Origin of the sequence: Peribacillus sp. R9-11, from assembly GCF_031345095.1 — a bacterium.
Taxonomy (GTDB): Bacteria; Bacillota; Bacilli; order Bacillales; family DSM-1321; genus Peribacillus; species Peribacillus butanolivorans.
Genome location: NZ_CP133765.1, coordinates 80,740 through 97,631 on the forward strand (window position 1 = coordinate 80,740; position 16,892 = coordinate 97,631).

The window sequence follows — 16,892 nt, forward strand, 5'->3', positions numbered from 1 at the left end:
CCTGATAGTCTATTAATCATTCTTCTCCGGCCATTAAAGCCATAGATTAATATCAACTATTAGCATGTTGAATTATTTTCATCATTTGTCTTTTAATTAACATTATGTCAAATCACTTACTTCAATCCTCTTTGTATTATGCTACACATACTCACTGCCATTAGCGTTACCGAATGTTATGAGCGCCAGCTATAGCTAATGAATCTTCAACAACTGCTATCTCACTTTTAAACGATTCCAAGGAAATTCGATTCCATTTAGTCCATGCGTACCTATATAGTCGTACATAATATACTTGAAAAGGACCAGAAAATTTGCTTACTATGCTTGAAAGGAGAACATTTACTTGCACACTGCTATGCATTTGAATTTAAGAGTTGACCCGACCCAATATATCTCACAGATTCGAGAAGTTCCTGATTATGATTATATTCATATGGTACGACAACCTAAGTATATGATAGACCTTTCCCTTCTGAATGAGAAGGTTCATTATCTCAATGAAATTTTCTCTCCAAAAGAATATGTGGAAAGAAATAATATTTCCCTCTTACACGCTCACCATGGTCAATTAGGGATGTTATTACTTCCTTTTAAAGAGGAAACAAACCTTCCGTTGGTAACAAGTATCCGAGGCAGGGATGCAACCCTGGCTAATCAGCCTATTGGCTATCTTGAGAACATGAAAATGCTTTTTGAGAAAGGTGAGCGTTTTTTTCCAGTTTGTCAATATTTAGCTGATAGATTAATTGCTTGGGGCTGTCCTCCAGAAAAGATCAGAGTGTTATATGGCGGGGTTGACCTTAACCAATACAATTACCGAACTCCACATAAAGAGGGCTCTCAAAACATTTTATCCATCGGAAGGTTGGTGGAAAAAAAAGGGCACCACATCTTAATGCAAGCTTTTCAAAAAATCAGAGGTAAATTTCCAAATGCCACCTTGACGATTATCGGCAGAGGGGAGCTTGAAGAACAGATCAAGTCTTTGGCAAATCAACTTAATTTAGGAGATTCTTTTCGATTATTAAATCATCTCCCTAAAGATCAAGTACGAGAACAAATGACCAATGCAGATATATTTTGCGCAGCTAGCTTAGTGGCTGCCGATGGAGATGTAGAAGGTATACCTAATACATTAAAAGAAGCTATGGCGATTGGGGTACCAGTGATCTCGACCAATCATGCCGGCATCCCTGAATTAATAACAAATAACAAAGAGGGAGTTTTAGTACAAGAAAACAATGTAGATGAACTTGCAGAGGCTCTTGAATTTATGCTAACTAACAGAGAGCTGTGGGAAACATATACAGTAGCGGCTCGTCAAAAAATCGAGCAAAACTTTAACCTTGTCCAACAGCTTCAACAACAAGCTGAATTTTATGATGAACTTGTAGCTCCTTATAAAAAAGGTGAACAAAATTCAGTAACACCTGACAAAAAGGATAAAAAGAATAAAAAAGATAAAAAAGATAAAAAAACCCTTAAGAATACTAAACAGGCTCAAAAGCAAGTTAAGTATGATGAGCAATCAATAGAGCCTAGTAAAAAAGATAAAAAAGCCGAAAAAGTAAAAAAAGCCCTTAGTTATATTCAACAGCTTCAACAGCAGACTAAAGATAAAGATAAAGATAAAGATAAAGATAAAGATAAACTAGTAGCATCTAATAAAAAAGACAAAAAAGATAAAAAAGCCCTTAGTTATATTCAGCAGCTTCAACAGCAGACTAAAGATAAAGATAAAGATGAACTAGTAGCATCTAATAAAAAAGACAAAAATGCTAAAAATCAAAAGCAGGCTAAAGATGATGAAACAGTAGCATCTCGTAAAAAAGAAAAAAAGGCTCAAAAGGCCGAAAAAGACAAAAAAGCCCTTAATTATATTCAGCAGCTTCAACAGCAGACTAAAGAAAAAGAAAAAGAAAAAGAAAAAGAAAAAGATAAACTAGTAGCATCTAATAAAAAAGGCAAAAAAGCCCTTAATAAAATTCAGCAGCAGTCTAAAGATGATGATGAAACAGTAGCATCTCGTAAAAAAGAAAAAAAGGCTCAAAAAGCCGAAAAAGTCAAAAAAGCCCTTAATTATATTCAGCAGCTTCAACAGCAGGCTAAAGATAGGCAGTCAGGAGGATAATCATGGAGGATTTTAAAACTATTACGGTAACCAAAGGTGAAAAATCTTTAGAAATTCACAATCCCACTACCTATTCGCTGATAGGAATGGGTGCTCAAGGTGCAGTGTTTAAACTCTCTGAAGATAAATGTGTGAAAATCTATTCAGATCCGGTACAAGCGAAAATGGAGGAAGAAGCCCTTAAAGCAGGACAACATTTACCCTTTATGCCTGTGGTATATGATACAGGATCAAACTATATAGTCATGGAATATTTTAATGCCCCAACCTTAAAAGAATACCTTAGAAATTGTACGTATATCCCTGATTATATAGTAAAGAAACTTCTCTATATCTTAAAGGAATTAAAACAAGCAAAATTCACCATGATAGATGCCCCTCTACGCCATATTTTTGTCGTTGGTAATGAGGAACTTAAGGTGATTGACCATGTAAATTCCTTCAAAAGAATGCACCCTGTACCATTAAAATTATTAAGAGATTTAAAAATAATCCTATTAAAGGACTCGTTCTTAGCCCAAGTGAAAATGCTTGAACCGGACACTTTCAATGAGTGGGAGAATTATTTCAATCAAAATAGTTTGGACTTTAGAAATATTACCGTCCTTTCTGGAGGGTCAGGGAGTGGAGTAAAAGTGGATAGTGCTATTACACAAACACTAATTGGAAAAGGGCATCAAGGTGCTGTTTATCGAGTGTCTGAAGACAAATGCGTAAAACTTTACGGGAAAACTGAACATGCAAATCAGGAAAAAAAGGTTCTCTTATCAAGTCAAGACTTGCCTTTTATCCCGAAAGTCTTTGAAACAGGACCAAATTATATTGTAATGGAATATCTATTAGGGCCAGATTTAAATACGTTTCTAAAAAAACAATCTGTACTTTCTGAGGATATAACAAGACGATTACTCTATATATTGAAAACAATGGAAAAATCAGGTTTCAAACAAATTGATGCCCCAATAAGGCATATTATTATAACCAATAATGGTTTTAAATTAGTCGATCATGTGTACTCGTTTTCACGTGAACAAAAAAGACCTCTGGAGTTATTTAAAGACCTGCGAGAAAGAAATTTTTTAGATTCTTTTCTAGAACAAGTGCAAGCGATAGATCCTGATACGCATGCTGAATGGACAAAAACACCAATACCATTAGATGAAAATGATAATACGCTTCTATAGTCATAGTTAGGCAACGCTTGAACTTTTTATGATGAGAAAATTAAAAAACCTGGTGAAAAGCAAGGTGACACATGTTCCTCATTATTTCCAAAATGGAAAACCTTGTTTTTCATTCCCTCATCAATTAGGAAAAGTATATGGTTCTCGCTGTTTCGATACTGCACATGCAGTGACAGATGACTATTGATTCACTATTTTCTTCCCTAATTTAAAAGAGCATTGCCCCAACAATCCCTTTCAAAAGCAAAAAAGACTAGGCACTTGAATTAATTCAGGACTATCCATCTTCAAGAAATGAATGTGAAAAAATCATGAGGTTTGAAGCGAAAAAGGATTTCATGTCATTGGTGAATTACGAATGAATTGTAAAGTCAATCCCCTAGGGGTTGGAATGAAAACTTCTGAGTTTGCCTCGTCTAATATCCAAGATAATGACCTTTGCTCTGTTGCCGTAAAGGATTCAAAGTATCAGTGTATGAATACGAAAGCTTATTCAGTGTTCAAGAAAATGTCAAAGTCCTATTGTATAGAAAGGATCGGAATTAATACTATGAAAATTTTAGTGACGGGAGCGGCAGGTTTTATTGGTTTCCATCTAACAAAACGTTTGTTAGCTCAAGATTTCAATGTTATAGGTGTAGATAATATTAATGGTTATTATGATGTTCTTTTAAAGAACGATCGTCTCAAGATATTAGAGGAAAACCCTAATTTCGAATTCCATAAAATGGATATATCAAATAAAGAAAAATTAAATCAAATATTTAAAGACAGAACGATTCAGATAGTCATCAACTTAGCAGCTCAAGCGGGAGTACGTTATAGTATAGACAACCCAGATTCTTATGTTAATTCCAACCTAGTTGGGTTTGTTAATATTTTAGAGGCATGTCGACAATATAATGTAGAGCACTTGATTTATGCATCTTCTAGTTCTGTTTATGGAGCTAATACTAACATCCCTTTCTCAACTAAAGACTCAGTAGATCATCCAGTAAGTTTATATGCTGCCACAAAAAAGTCTAATGAATTAATGGCTCATACTTATAGTCATTTATTTAATATTCCAACCACAGGACTCCGATTCTTTACAGTGTATGGTCCTTGGGGGAGACCTGATATGGCTTATTACTCTTTTACTCGAAATATTATTGAAGAGAATACAATAAGGGTTTTTAATAATGGAGATATGAGAAGAGATTTTACTTATATTGATGATATTGTTGAGGGAATAATCCGATTACTCGATAATCCACCGATATATAACGAAACATGGGATAGAGCTAATCCTGATCCAAGTTCTAGCTATGCCCCCTACAAGATTTATAACATTGGTAACAATAATCCCATAAAATTAATGGATTTTATTAATACATTAGAGAAACTAATTGGCAAAAAGGCAAGAATAGAATTCTTACCAATGCAACCAGGAGATGTTAAGGAGACCTATGCAGATATTTCCGATTTGCATGCTGATGTGGGATTCTATCCTGCAACAACAGTAGAAGAAGGTTTAACACAGTTTGTAAATTGGTACAATAAGTACTATATGAAATAAGAAAAAAGGAAGTAGTGAAGAAGTGAAGAAGTGAAAAAAATATTGATGGAATCTCTACTTCAGTCAGTAAGGATAAAACCACCCGTATCAATCACCTCAACTTTGTTAATGATAACAAAGTTGAGGTGAGATACTATGGCTCAAGATGTTCTGTGTGAAGTCGATAACTGTACCTATTGGGGTTCTGGAAACAAATGTAATGCTGATGCTATTTATGTAGTAAGTCATAGGGGTAAACAAGCATCTAAACATTTAAACCAGAAATTTAATTTTTGTAAAGGGTAACCAATATTTTGGTTATCCTTTACTATTTATAGTATTGATAATAACTATCATTTCCATTCGCATTTTTTGAATTACTTTTATTTTTATATCTGGGTTATGATAAGGTATTCCAAGAAGAGTTATGAATGAAACTGTATCTTTTTTTTGTTATTAAATAGCAGGAAATGGGCATTTTCCACTTTTTCTTCTATGTAGTCGAGCGAATAATCACCTAATGGATCAGATAAATCGCCAATTGCCCGAGCTAGGTTATCTATTACTGGTATTAAGGTATCAAACTGTCTTTTCTCTTTCCTTGCATTCATCTCATCCATGATATCATGAGCTAGATGTTGGATTCGACGTAAGCGCATTTCTTTTGTTTGCATGATATACTCATCCCCTCTATATACCACTTTAATGTTCTAAATATATGGCAAATAATTGGAGTTTATGAGGAGATGATTGAATGGCCGATTGAATTATATAGAATTCGCTATCTCCATTCCTCGATGTTGTGCACCATCACGTAGACCGTGAAACGCATTTCTCGCCAATTGACACTTACTGTGAAACTACGGGTTAAATATTATATTGATATATTTGAATGTATTTTACATAAATTAAGGTTTGTTTTTTCTTTGAGAATTATTAAGGTAGCAGTTCTAAGCTTATCAAAATTCGATAAGCATCCTTTTTTAGTTAATTGAAGAACATAATTACTTATATATTATAAAAAGTACTATTGTTATCCATTAACAAGTCAGGAACATAACCTCAATCATGAAGGAGCTTTTCTTTTTCTTTCATCTTTGATTTCATGAATTCTTCTTCATCAATTTTCTTTTTCGCTGTAGCTTATTTGAATTTTTCAATCATATAGCCTACTTATTAATTTATAAGGTCGTACCTTAAATGCCTCGTATGGGATGCATTTCCCTGTCATTGCATCCTTCAGCCTTGATTTATATTTTTCTCGAGTAACATATGTTCCTGCGTTTGATAAGTTAATTTTAAAGAAACCGGCTTCTTTTGTTTCAGTCGAGGTTTTTAACTCTCCTTCGCTGTATTTGCCAAGGAATACAACAGAAACGGTATTTCCGTTCGAATACACCCCTGAAACCCCATGCAAGGTTACCTCAATCCCTGTTTCTTCAAAAATCTCCCTGCGCAGGGCGGAGTCTAGTGTCTCACCTTCATCAACTGCTCCGCCTGGCAACTCCCATGTGTCAGCTCTCCAATAGGTTTTAACCAACAAAGCTTCGCCTTTTTCATTCGTAATATAGCCGCTCACCGTAACTGTTTGCCTTGGATCATGATAGGATCCTGTCGGTACCAGAAAATCCTGTTTGCTATCTAGGTAGAGGTTTCCTAATTTATTGAGCTGAGTTTGCGCCTTTTTGTGCATCAAATCCTTTTTCACACGTTCTTCTATTTTCATATATTCTTCATAGCTTGGGTACTCCCATAAGGTGATAATCTCATCTTTATTTTCCGTAATCCAGCGGCCGACTAACTTCGCACCATTTTTCAGCTGATTAGGCAAAAGATAGGTATGAAAGAATCCGGCAAATAGACTAACTTTTTCAGGCGGTACTTTGTATGTTTCTCTTCGATATATCATGTTTTCTCCCCATTCGATATTTATTTTCGGCTCGAAGTATGTAGACCCAATGCGAAAGTCCGTTTTACACCATGATCGTTGAAGTCAGACTAACGGTTGGTCTCTAAGGTCCATTGTTCTTCGACCTACCTCGCCAACCATATAAACCATATAGTTAAGGGATTAATTTTAAATATATGCCAGAACATACTTGGCAATGAGGTTATTTTGGAGTGTTGGGAGTTATGGTATTAGTTGGATCTGTAATGTTGTTATGGTTTTGGCGTAACAGTTGATTTAAATGATAACGAAAAAATAAAAAGCTGATGCTAAAAGATGCAAACGCTTTTTATTTTTTCAGAATGTAGCTGCTGTAGTAGTTAATATTGTAATCGAAATAAAATTGCCACAAATAATGTAGATGGATAATCTTGAAATGGAATCGGAACTTTCAGAACCTAAAAACCTATCAGCATTGTTGGTAAAGCTGTTAGCGAATAAAATAAAGAAAGTTAAATTAATCTGTTTTTAAAAAAATATAGACATCGGTGCAAAGAAACGGTTTACCGTAAGGACAGTTCTCTCTTATGAACTTCCATGAAAATTAAATTCGGATCAAAATCAAAAAAAGGAGCACAAAACTAGAGTCAGAAAAACATAATTTAAAAGTGCTGACCCTTTTGAGTGCCTATTGAGTTTGGTAGATTGATTAAGTGAAAAAGATTCAATCATAACAAATTAAGTGTGACGTCCTTCTTCGCCAGCCGTAGTATTAATACATTCCAATTATATCCATTTTTGTTCTGTGTGGTGTAGAGCTGCTTTTTGCGCTGTCTGGAGTGCTAACGGGTGCTTGAGTTTAGGACTACAGGGGGGAGGAAGGACATGGGCACAAACATTTTGTATTACAAAATAAAAAAGATGATGTTAAGCCTATCGACTATATCAAATGTTCTATGAACATTTTGGAAAATAATTGTTTATTTTCTTATGTCCTTATGTCCTTTCATTTTCATCCATATACTCACCGATTTTGCGGAACTTATCAAAACGTTGTTGGCGTAGAATTCCTTTATCAAATTGACCAAGTTCTTGCAATGCTTTTCGTAAGGTTTCTTTTATATATTGTGATTGAAGTGGGAGGTCAATATGAGCTCCTCCAGCAGGTTCTTTGATGATTTCATCAATCACTCCTAGTTCCATCAAGTCCTTAGCAGTAATTTTCAAAACTTCGGCTGCTCGTTTTGCTTGTGTGGCGTCCTTCCATAACAATGCAGCTGCTCCTTCAGGCGAAATAACCGAATAAAATGTATTTTCTAGCATGAAGATTCGATTGCCAATACCTAAAGCCAACGCACCACCACTCCCACCTTCACCAATTACAAAACAGATGATAGGTACTCCAAAACTCGCCATTTCACGTAGATTGCGGGCGATAGCTTCAGATTGTCCACGTTCTTCGGCTTCACGACCTGGGAAGGCTCCAGCCGTGTTTATAAATGTAACGATGGGTCGATTGAACTTATTGGCTTGTTGCATAATTCTTAAAGCTTTTCTGTAGCCTTCAGGTTGCGACATGCCAAAACGACGATAGATATTATCTTTTGTATTTTTACCTTTTTGATTTCCTAATACAGTTATAGGCATTCCCTCGAAGGTAGCTATTCCTGAAACTAATGCAGGGTCATCCCCATAAAGTCTGTCACCATGAAGTTCAATAAAATCTTCAAAAATATGATGGATAAAATCTAAAGTAGTTGGGCGTTGTTGAATTCTAGATAGTTGAATTTTATCCCAAACTCCCATATTCTCATTAAGATGAATTTTGATTTCATTGGCTTTTTGCTCAAGGTTATTTAATACTTCGCTAAGGTTAAGATTATGCTTTGTAGACATCTCTTTTAGTTCAGCAATATGGTTTTCTAGTTTTTTTAATACTTTCAAATTCATTGTTGAAGACGCTCCCTGAAATTGAGATGATGGATTTTTAAAATGGTTGTTAATGATTGTTTTAATTCACTCCTATTTACAACCATATCTAGTTGACCATGTTCTAATAAAAATTCAGAAGTTTGAAAATTTTCCGGGAGTTCTTCTCTTATAGTCTGTTCAATTATGCGCCTACCTGCAAAGCCAATTAATGCTTGTGGTTCGGCAATATTGATATCGCCTAATGAAGCGAAACTAGCAGAAACGCCACCCGTTGTAGGATTTGTTAAAACGGATACGAAAAGAATTTTTTCGTAGTTTAGTTTTTCTAAAGCAACACTCGTTTTTGCCATCTGCATGAGACTAAGAATTCCTTCTTGCATGCGGGCTCCACCGCTTGCTGAAAACAATATGAAGGGTTTTCGTGTTTTTAATGATTCCTCAATGGCTCTTGTAATTTTTTCACCAACTGCTGAACCCATGCTACCCATTCGGAAGCGAGAATCCATGACACCAATTACAACCGGATAGCCACCTATGGAAGCTTCCCCAGTAATAACCGCATCATTTAATGCAGTCTTTTTCTTATCCGAAACTAATTTATCTTTATATTCAGGGAAGTTCAACGGATCAACGGAAGTTAAACTTTTATTGAATTCCGAAAAAGAACCACTATCTGTAAGCATTGAAATGCGGTCATAAGCTGTAACGGGGTAGTGATATTGGCACTTCGGACAAACATTCAATTCTTTTTTCATAAGAGACTCATCATAAGTTTCCCCACACGATATACAAGTAAAAGGGTTGGGGGTAAGACTTTTGTCTATTTCAAAAAAAGAGTTCGATTCTATTTTTTCGCCCTTAAATGGATGCATCTTCATCAATCCTCCTGTGGTAAGACCACTGTATTACAAATTACTCTCCCAATTCTATAAAATAAGGGAGCGTGATTTTTTGCTTTCTTTAAAATCAAAAATCATTCATAGAGAATGAAGATTTTATGAATGGTGCTTCATAATGATTTTTCTATTCCTTTATTCATGCATTTTTACTGGAAGATATAGATAGAAGTGAATGAATTCGAAACACAGGATTATATTGCCGGGATTTATATGGGCTTGTATTAAAACAGAGTATATTAAGCAAAAAAGACTTCTGCTTATCTTTTTGTTTCTAATTATTAAAAATGCGATATGCAAAAAAGCATCTTCTTTTAATGAGGGCGGTAAGCGGTTCGAGTCATTTAATAAAGCCATAGAAACAATAATAGGCGAAATAGAGATTCATTAGGAAATAATCGGCAACGTGCTGATGACCTTTCTATCCGGGGTAGAGAAAAAACATATGGGAATATTGGGGTGATTTTAGATAGTAGCAGGAGGTATCTAAGGAAAATTTAATTATTTGAATTATAGTTTTATTTTCGGTCATTACTTCCATCAATTGTATAAACTCATAATATGCAATTACCAATGTAATTGAATGGGTTACAATGTTCATTCTTGCATGGATAATATTGTATTGGTTTATCAGACTAGTTAAAAATTTAGATAAAGTTGAATAGTTTTCTTAGGCTAAAGGGGCATGTTAGAAAATACACATTATGAAAGAGGACCATAATAGAAAAATGAAATGTAAATGAAACTTTAAGAGCTATATAATCGTATAGACTGATAGGTATTTCAACCGAAAGTAAATATATCACAACGAACTACTGGACAATAAAGAAAAAATCAGGTGTTTAAGAAGTTTATGGCTAAGTTAGGGAAAAGTGCAGCAACTGTTCATTTGCGATACGAAAACTGTTGATATTATGCTGGTGAGACGCTAAAAGTTTGAATCGTTGTAGTAAAATTCCAGGAGGGAAACCAACTTGTTGTTGAGAAAATATCTGTCACAATTAGGAATAGGAAAAGCCATAATCGACCTTAAATTGCCCAAGGTAATGTATGGGCTGGGAGAACGAGTAACAGGTGAATACTTCATAATAGGGGGGATTTGTGAGCAAAAAATAAAACGGTTGGAGTGTGATTTAGTGCAGATAGACAAGATGAACAATACCCAACGGATCATTGACACCACGACCATACTGACAACGAAGTTTATAGAGGAGGAGCAGGAAATCCGTATTCCATTTTCATTCCAGTTGCCGGTTTCCGCTGCGGTGTCATCAGAGCACATATCCTATCGATTCAACACTAGGTTATTTTTTGATAAAGGGGTAATAAGCGAGGACCAGGATATCATTCAAGTAGTAGACCAAAATAGTAAAGAAATTGATGTTGGACAATAATATATATCTGTTTGGATTATGATAATCATATTGCACCCGATTATGGCGGACTATCTTAATTATCTGATCCTTGCAATAAAATTCAGTCTGAATTTTGTAGCCGCACATTATCCTAGTAATAATAGATCGTTATTTTATCAGCGATATACAGAACGACGAAATAAACGGAACAAGCTATTAAAAGCTAAAGGAATACCCCTTCTTCGAAGAGATATTCCTTTTTAATTATGATATAGGTTTTCTGAAATGGATTTTGCACTTTGGCAGCCAACAGTTTTTTTGTCTAAATTGTTTCTGAGGTAGGATATGCTAGTAAAGTAACATCTGAATTAAGTCCAAAAAGACCCATTCCACAGGAAATACTTGAAAAAAATTAGAAATAACGAGGGATACAATAAAGGCAAACTAGGTATAGAAATGTTGACTAAGTCCTTCATAAGTTAAATAAGATGTATATCTTTGATTTCCATGTATTAAATAGACATGTTGCCCCAACTACCTATTACTTATGAAACTACGGATTTATCCTGCTTCTTTTCAACAGTCGTTAACTCAGGATTATTTCCTTCCTCCTCTTTATCTTCATCAGATACTAATCCCTTGGTCGCACTCTTGAATTCGGTTAAAGTACGTCCAAAAGCCCGGCCGATTTCTGGCAGTTTTTTAGGTCCAAAAATAATCAAAGCGATGACCAGTATTAAAATTAAACCTGGAATTCCGATACTTGACAACATGTATAATCAGCTCCTGAAATTTGATTTTTTACTAGCGTCACACAAAGACGAGGCATTATTTCACCAGGGCGATACGTCCATACACCACACGGGTGTTGTACTAATCTCCAATAAGGGCATAAAGTCCTCCCTTAAAATTTAACAAAAAATGCAGTAAAGTACATGATTAACAGTCCAATGGTGAATCCTGAAAGGTTCAACCATGAAACAGATGGTTCCTTATGTGCTCGATGATCTTCAATGAGCATTTTCGTTATCACATAAATTACTTGAAGAATTGCCCCTGCACCAATACCCAGGAACAAAGCTCCTAAAATTGGTGAGAAGATGAATCCGCCAACCCAAGTACCTACAATGGCGGGGGCGCCTGCGATAACTCCCAGTAGTAAAAAGTCTCTGAATCGAGGTGAGGTTTTTAATAAAGGAGCAGCGATTCCAATACCTTCCGTAATGTTGTGAAGGGTAAATCCTATAATTAAAAAGGTACCTAGAGCGGCTTCACCTAGGGAAAAGGATGAACCAATTGCCAAACCTTCCCCAAAGTTATGAAGTCCTATTCCGGTAGCCATCAACAAAGCCAGACCAAAAGGGGAATATCCTTTCTTTTCTTGCTTTCTTTGTTGATACTGATCAAAGCCGATCAATAATAAGAAGGTTAAAGAAGCTCCAATAATGACAACCATATTGCCCTGGAAGACAGAAGGAGCTTCTGCACCAATTTCAAATCCATCAGCTAGAGTCCCGACAAATAAAAATAAAAGCAACCCAACGGTAAGGGCAAGAATCGAATTAATCCACTTTCGTGAGAAACGTTTCATAAATGGATACCACAACAACCCTAATGTAATCGGGACTATCCCAACGTAAAAGCCTATTAAGCCGTAGTTCAAAAAGTTGCTCCAGTTGGTTTCAGGAGTGAGCGTGGCAGCTGCAAGTTCACCTTCCGTGATAATCCCATTCTCTGTGATTAATTTAATGGTATGTGGATCACCTTCCACCCAGGGGTAAGTGATGGTCACCTTTCCTTCTTCAAATCGTTCAAGCATTGCTTGAGGAGAGACACTGTAATTCCATACTGAATCATTGACCATAACTTGAGAAATCGTTAATGGTTTTGGCCCCGTATTACTAACAGATAATTCGAAACCGTTTTTAGTTACCTTTATTTGTTCAATGTTCAAGACTTCTATCGGTGCAGCAGGATCTTTTTCTACACCTGCTCCATTCTTTAGCACCCACCCCAGAACTCCTATAAGTAATACTAACGGTATTAAACCAGTAATTAGCCATTTTCCCTTCATATTATTATCTCCCCTTCTTTACTCGACCTCAAAGAATCCCATCCAGCCTAACTCAGCGAATTCACTTACATGGGCATGAAACATATATGTTCCCTTGAATGGAAAACGAACTTCAAGAATTCCACGTTCTCCCTGACATTGCATGATGGTATCTGTAAACTGGGAGGGGTTATCGTTTCTGCCAGTTGGATAGTACGTAAAGTAATTTGCATGCAAGTGAAATGAATTTAATAAGTCGAATTCTGTCAAATTACTTAGATAGATACGAACGAGTTGGTCTTTTTTGATTTTAATAGGGTGATTCATGTATGCGAAGGCATAGCCATTAACAGTGTAAAACTCGTTTTCGCCGTCTAAATCCAAATCAAATCCATTCATAACCATGTTTAACTCTAATGCCGGCTCTCTTGGCTTCTTTGGATCAATTATAAAATTACCATATAAGCCTTTATGGATATGGCGGGCTAAGGGGAGTACATGGCAATGGTAAATTTGTAATCCGTATGGCTTCGCTTCAAATTCGTATGTGAATTTTTGTCCCGGATAAATGGAAGTTAAACCGTCCATCTCTGGAGGATGGATTCCATGAAAATGAATAGAGTGGGGATGGCTACCCTTATTAATAAAGTGAAACCGCAAAAGATCCCCTTCCGTACAACGAAAAGTTGGTCCTGGAATAGTCCCGTTATAAGTCCAGCCTGGAAATTTAATTCCTTTGGCAATTTCGATTTCTTTATCAATCGCCACGACTTCATATTCCCGAAGTATTTGCCCGCTTGGCAGCTTGGTAACTTCTCCATAATCAAATTCAGTAAGGAGCCGTTCTGCCATTTTATAACCTGTGGTTTTTGTTTTATCACTCATATTTGTATGATTGGAATGATTGCTAGTTTTGTGAGACGAATCATTGGATGCTTGAGCCACAGTTGGAAATTGTGCCATTTTATTTAAGTAATAAGTTCCAGCTATCCCAAAAGCTCCAGCAGTCCCCATCTTTAAAATATCTCTACGGGAAACCTTGTTCTCATCAGACATTACTTGACACCCTCCTAAAAAGTTTCCTTAAGTAAACTTTTTGTAGTATAAGCTATACTTTAAGGCAGAGACAACTTTTGTGTCAACTCTTTTTTATTAAATGTGTAAGCGCTGACAATCAAGGACGAATCTGGGGGAGGTGTAGGAATAATTCATGCACCCACTCTATTTATAAGTGTTTGTTCATTTATAGTAGAGAAATAGTACCTTTTCTATAGTCTCCAAAGAATGAACTTTGGATGATTCTGAAAGGGGTAGAAAAACGAATATTTAGCGGGCTTTAGATGAAAATAAACTTAAAAAAAGGAATCATAGCATGAGCAGATAAGGACACAGTACGATGAGGAATTAAGCGATTAGGGGAATGAAAGGGACTCGTTTTTCTTCTTGTGAGCTTGGAAAGCAAGGAAAATGAGGAAGCCCCTTAATATCGTTGGTGTAAAACGAAAGAAGAAATAGACGGATGCATCGAACAAATCAAGGATAAACTTACATAAAATTCAAAAGGAGATGGAGTTATTTAAAGAAAGAACTTCTGGTTCAATTAAATTGCTGATTAATGAAATAACAAGGGCTTTAGTGCAGACAAGATTTCATGATCAAACTTTATCTCCCTCCATAAGAGTGTTTACTGCTACCTGCTATCTTCTACGGGACTTCCAACCTTCTTAAAATCCAATCTCAGATCCTTCTGAAACTCCATTGATAATTCCGTATAAACCTCTTTCAACAGCTTTAATCAGTTGTCCTTTTTTCTTTTGTCCCATCGACTGTGATTGACCTCTAACTTCAAAAGGACCGTCCCACTTCCGTTAAGGGCAAAAGCTCCTAAACTTACATTGAAATACGTCAGTCCGTCTAATTTTTGATTTGTTGTTTGTTGAAAAAGGTAGGAATTATCCGATATATAAAGATAACTAGGGTGGTTTTATTGTGGACTCGTATAAAACAGGAGGTAAGTATATGAGTAATGGACCTTTAATGAAATACGCATGTATAGAATGTGGCAATGAATTTATTACCCAGGTTCAAATTAAAGAAGTGGAACGGAACCTCGTATGTCCATTTCCATATTGTCAAAGTGAAGTACAGGTGGTAGTTAGTACAAGTGAAGATAACATGGATCTGTACGAAGAATTAGGAGGCCAGATTAAAAAATGTCAGCAATTAAATGCAAGTCTTGTAAAAAAAATTTTAAAAAATAGGACGACATTATAGTTACAGACAAAAGGGTACATGAACTGAATAGTCTGTCTAAACAGTATAATTCATGTTGCTGAGACTATCTGTAGCGAAATTAAATTTGTTATTGTGTAGAAACTTACCTATTAATTTGGTCTGAGGAGGCTACAAAGATATGGAATTAATCAAAGAAATTCAGTTGGATAGCAAAGAAGTGGAAGAAGCCATTACAGCATATTTAAATAAAGAGGGATTCAAGGCTGTCTCCTTCAAATTCAAGTCAACAAACGTCTTGGGCTTGCCGTATCCCATTAGTGCCTCCATCGTTGTGGAAGATCTCGATTAACAAACAACTACATAACTGTCTGGCAAGTATTTGTGGTATACCAGAAATCCTATAAAAGATAAATTGGATATTTTCTTCTGTTGGGGTACCTAGAGAAAAAAAGGAAAAGTTGCATGAATGTTTTTTAACTATTAATCAGTTGTTTTTACAGGAACACCATGTGTATATCCATAACTCTGCAGCGTTTTTTTTTCTTATGGAACTAAAGGGTCAGGATATTTTAAGAAATAATGGTAGAATAAAGGAGGTATTCACATGGTGAGGTGATATAGTATGAAAGGTTGGCTTTATGGTTTATATGCTCTACTAATAGCAATAGTCTCTATATTTACAGGGGAATTAGTAACATTTATTATGCTGGGCTTTATTTTAATTAGCCTTCAAAATATTCATTCTACATTAAAGGATATACTGAAAGTTAATAAAGAGAAAATTGACTAACGGGTGCTTTACTTCAACGAGGGAGTTGTTTCGGCAGCTCTTTTTCATATGGAACTAACGGGGTAGGTTAGTTCCAAAAGAATAATAAAGTAACCTCAGTGTTTATAGACTAATATTATGGTGGTTAAATAAAAAAGCAATATTATTCGGACAAATTACGGTCTCCATTCTAAACTGCCGAGAACTGCCATTATGTACTAATGATGTATAAGGTCTTCATTCCCTTCAATAATTGATTTCTCTATGTAAGGTAGATTAAACTTTTAAGTATGGGATATAAAGTTTATTATTAAGATAATACCTAGTAAAAGCTAGCCTCTTAAAAATTATAGTTTTTTAATAGGAATCCCGATCACAAGGCAAGGTGTGTGAAACAGATGGAAATTAACGATACAGATAAAAAAATCTTAGAGATATTAATGCAAAATGGTCGAACTTCGTATTCGGATATAGGAAAAGAACTAAATCTATCACGCAATGTTGTACGTGATCGTGTGCAGCAACTAACGGAAAAGGGTGTTATTGAAAAAATCAGCGCTGTTGTCAACGCTGAAGCTGTAGGTAAAAAAGTATCGGCCTTTTTTGAAGTGGATTGCGAACCTGCAGACCTAGTGAAAGTTGCAGAAAAACTAGCTAAAAATCCAAGTGTTGCAAGCTGTTACCAAATGACAGGACCTAGTACTTTACATATGCACGTTTTAGTTGAGGACTTTTCTTCCTTGGAATTCTTTATCAATAATGAACTATACGGGATAGAAGGTATTTCTCGAGTCGAAAGTCATATTTTACTACGCCGTTTCAAAAGTAGATCAGGATTAAAACTATAATAAACTCCTCTTATAATTGGGGAGTTTATTTTTTTTGAGTAATTTTATTGAAAATTAAGAA

The 16,892-nt window shown here is 35.5% G+C and carries 17 protein-coding genes; 10 read left to right on the forward strand and 7 right to left on the reverse strand.

Features of this window, described 5'->3' with window-relative positions; genetic code table 11:
• The first annotated feature begins 346 nt into the window (after window positions 1-346).
• The 5 genes from RE409_RS29895 (at window position 347) to RE409_RS29915 (ending at window position 5,161) form a co-directional block, all read left to right on the forward strand.
• On the forward strand, window positions 347-2,134 hold the full coding sequence (locus RE409_RS29895) for a glycosyltransferase (RefSeq protein ID WP_309559642.1): 1,788 nt from the start codon (window positions 347-349) through the stop codon (window positions 2,132-2,134).
• Between the two features lie 2 nt (window positions 2,135-2,136).
• Window positions 2,137-3,318 carry a hypothetical protein gene (locus RE409_RS29900; RefSeq protein ID WP_201225704.1) on the forward strand — a complete coding sequence of 394 codons (1,182 nt, stop codon included), beginning with the start codon at window positions 2,137-2,139 and terminating at the stop codon, window positions 3,316-3,318.
• Window positions 3,319-3,349: 31 nt separating this feature from the next.
• Window positions 3,350-3,505, forward strand: coding sequence for a hypothetical protein (locus tag RE409_RS29905; RefSeq protein ID WP_207196617.1), 156 nt, complete (start codon window positions 3,350-3,352; stop codon window positions 3,503-3,505).
• Between the two features lie 363 nt (window positions 3,506-3,868).
• On the forward strand, window positions 3,869-4,876 hold the full coding sequence (locus tag RE409_RS29910; protein WP_201225813.1) for an NAD-dependent epimerase: 1,008 nt from the start codon (window positions 3,869-3,871) through the stop codon (window positions 4,874-4,876).
• A 135-nt stretch (window positions 4,877-5,011) separates the two neighbouring features.
• Window positions 5,012-5,161: a DUF1540 domain-containing protein gene (locus RE409_RS29915; protein ID WP_201225702.1), complete on the forward strand. Its 150-nt coding sequence runs from the start codon at window positions 5,012-5,014 to the stop codon at window positions 5,159-5,161.
• A 119-nt stretch (window positions 5,162-5,280) separates the two neighbouring features.
• Here the strand turns inward: RE409_RS29915 and RE409_RS29920 are convergent, their stop codons facing one another.
• The 4 genes from RE409_RS29920 to accD form a co-directional block, all read right to left on the reverse strand.
• Complete coding sequence (locus tag RE409_RS29920) at window positions 5,281-5,529, reverse strand: hypothetical protein (RefSeq protein ID WP_201225700.1); 249 nt, start codon at window positions 5,527-5,529, stop codon at window positions 5,281-5,283.
• Window positions 5,530-6,011: 482 nt separating this feature from the next.
• Window positions 6,012-6,764 carry an NUDIX domain-containing protein gene (locus tag RE409_RS29925; protein ID WP_201225699.1) on the reverse strand — a complete coding sequence of 251 codons (753 nt, stop codon included), beginning with the start codon at window positions 6,762-6,764 and terminating at the stop codon, window positions 6,012-6,014.
• A 975-nt stretch (window positions 6,765-7,739) separates the two neighbouring features.
• Window positions 7,740-8,693: an acetyl-CoA carboxylase carboxyltransferase subunit alpha gene (locus RE409_RS29930; protein ID WP_201184537.1), complete on the reverse strand. Its 954-nt coding sequence runs from the start codon at window positions 8,691-8,693 to the stop codon at window positions 7,740-7,742.
• On the reverse strand, window positions 8,690-9,523 hold the full coding sequence (gene accD / locus RE409_RS29935; protein WP_397443458.1) for an acetyl-CoA carboxylase, carboxyltransferase subunit beta: 834 nt from the start codon (window positions 9,521-9,523) through the stop codon (window positions 8,690-8,692). Before accD ends, RE409_RS29930 begins: the two co-directional genes overlap by 4 nt.
• A gap of 1,022 nt (window positions 9,524-10,545) precedes the next feature.
• Between accD and RE409_RS29940 the strand changes: the two genes are divergently transcribed.
• Window positions 10,546-10,965, forward strand: coding sequence for a sporulation protein (locus tag RE409_RS29940; RefSeq protein ID WP_201225697.1), 420 nt, complete (start codon window positions 10,546-10,548; stop codon window positions 10,963-10,965).
• 506 nt (window positions 10,966-11,471) lie between these two features.
• Here the strand turns inward: RE409_RS29940 and RE409_RS29945 are convergent.
• The 3 genes from RE409_RS29945 to RE409_RS29955 form a co-directional block, all read right to left on the reverse strand.
• The gene (locus tag RE409_RS29945) at window positions 11,472-11,699 is read right to left on the reverse strand and encodes a twin-arginine translocase TatA/TatE family subunit (RefSeq protein WP_057219691.1); all 228 of its coding nucleotides are present in this window, start codon (window positions 11,697-11,699) and stop codon (window positions 11,472-11,474) included.
• A gap of 131 nt (window positions 11,700-11,830) precedes the next feature.
• The gene (locus tag RE409_RS29950) at window positions 11,831-13,000 is read right to left on the reverse strand and encodes a ZIP family metal transporter (RefSeq protein WP_201225696.1); all 1,170 of its coding nucleotides are present in this window, start codon (window positions 12,998-13,000) and stop codon (window positions 11,831-11,833) included.
• Between the two features lie 18 nt (window positions 13,001-13,018).
• Window positions 13,019-14,035, reverse strand: coding sequence for a multicopper oxidase domain-containing protein (locus RE409_RS29955; protein WP_201225695.1), 1,017 nt, complete (start codon window positions 14,033-14,035; stop codon window positions 13,019-13,021).
• Window positions 14,036-14,998: 963 nt separating this feature from the next.
• Here RE409_RS29955 and RE409_RS29965 point away from each other — a divergent pair.
• The 4 genes from RE409_RS29965 to RE409_RS29980 all read left to right on the forward strand — a co-directional run bounded on the left by RE409_RS29965 (window position 14,999) and on the right by RE409_RS29980 (window position 16,831).
• The gene (locus RE409_RS29965) at window positions 14,999-15,253 is read left to right on the forward strand and encodes a hypothetical protein (protein ID WP_201225694.1); all 255 of its coding nucleotides are present in this window, start codon (window positions 14,999-15,001) and stop codon (window positions 15,251-15,253) included.
• Window positions 15,254-15,392: 139 nt separating this feature from the next.
• Window positions 15,393-15,563, forward strand: a complete 171-nt coding sequence (locus RE409_RS29970; protein ID WP_157443828.1) for a hypothetical protein — start codon at window positions 15,393-15,395, stop codon at window positions 15,561-15,563.
• A 273-nt stretch (window positions 15,564-15,836) separates the two neighbouring features.
• The gene (locus tag RE409_RS29975; protein ID WP_200949405.1) at window positions 15,837-16,004 is read left to right on the forward strand and encodes a hypothetical protein; all 168 of its coding nucleotides are present in this window, start codon (window positions 15,837-15,839) and stop codon (window positions 16,002-16,004) included.
• A 377-nt stretch (window positions 16,005-16,381) separates the two neighbouring features.
• The gene (locus RE409_RS29980; RefSeq protein ID WP_201184519.1) at window positions 16,382-16,831 is read left to right on the forward strand and encodes an Lrp/AsnC family transcriptional regulator; all 450 of its coding nucleotides are present in this window, start codon (window positions 16,382-16,384) and stop codon (window positions 16,829-16,831) included.
• The last annotated feature ends 61 nt before the right edge of the window (window positions 16,832-16,892 follow it).

Excerpts from the sequence above, each read along its gene's own strand:
- RE409_RS29900 (WP_201225704.1), top strand. The coding sequence starts at position 2,137 with ATGGAGGATTTTAAAACTATTACGGTAACCAAAGGTGAAAAATCTTTA.
- RE409_RS29905 (WP_207196617.1), top strand. The coding sequence starts at position 3,350 with ATGAGAAAATTAAAAAACCTGGTGAAAAGCAAGGTGACACATGTTCCT.
- RE409_RS29910 (WP_201225813.1), top strand. The coding sequence starts at position 3,869 with ATGAAAATTTTAGTGACGGGAGCGGCAGGTTTTATTGGTTTCCATCTA.
- RE409_RS29915 (WP_201225702.1), top strand. The coding sequence starts at position 5,012 with ATGGCTCAAGATGTTCTGTGTGAAGTCGATAACTGTACCTATTGGGGT.
- RE409_RS29920 (WP_201225700.1), bottom strand. The coding sequence starts at position 5,529 with ATGCAAACAAAAGAAATGCGCTTACGTCGAATCCAACATCTAGCTCAT.
- RE409_RS29925 (WP_201225699.1), bottom strand. The coding sequence starts at position 6,764 with ATGATATATCGAAGAGAAACATACAAAGTACCGCCTGAAAAAGTTAGT.
- RE409_RS29930 (WP_201184537.1), bottom strand. The coding sequence starts at position 8,693 with ATGAATTTGAAAGTATTAAAAAAACTAGAAAACCATATTGCTGAACTA.
- RE409_RS29945 (WP_057219691.1), bottom strand. The coding sequence starts at position 11,699 with ATGTTGTCAAGTATCGGAATTCCAGGTTTAATTTTAATACTGGTCATC.
- RE409_RS29950 (WP_201225696.1), bottom strand. The coding sequence starts at position 13,000 with ATGAAGGGAAAATGGCTAATTACTGGTTTAATACCGTTAGTATTACTT.
- RE409_RS29955 (WP_201225695.1), bottom strand. The coding sequence starts at position 14,035 with ATGTCTGATGAGAACAAGGTTTCCCGTAGAGATATTTTAAAGATGGGG.
- RE409_RS29965 (WP_201225694.1), top strand. The coding sequence starts at position 14,999 with ATGAGTAATGGACCTTTAATGAAATACGCATGTATAGAATGTGGCAAT.
- RE409_RS29970 (WP_157443828.1), top strand. The coding sequence starts at position 15,393 with ATGGAATTAATCAAAGAAATTCAGTTGGATAGCAAAGAAGTGGAAGAA.
- RE409_RS29975 (WP_200949405.1), top strand. The coding sequence starts at position 15,837 with ATGAAAGGTTGGCTTTATGGTTTATATGCTCTACTAATAGCAATAGTC.
- RE409_RS29980 (WP_201184519.1), top strand. The coding sequence starts at position 16,382 with ATGGAAATTAACGATACAGATAAAAAAATCTTAGAGATATTAATGCAA.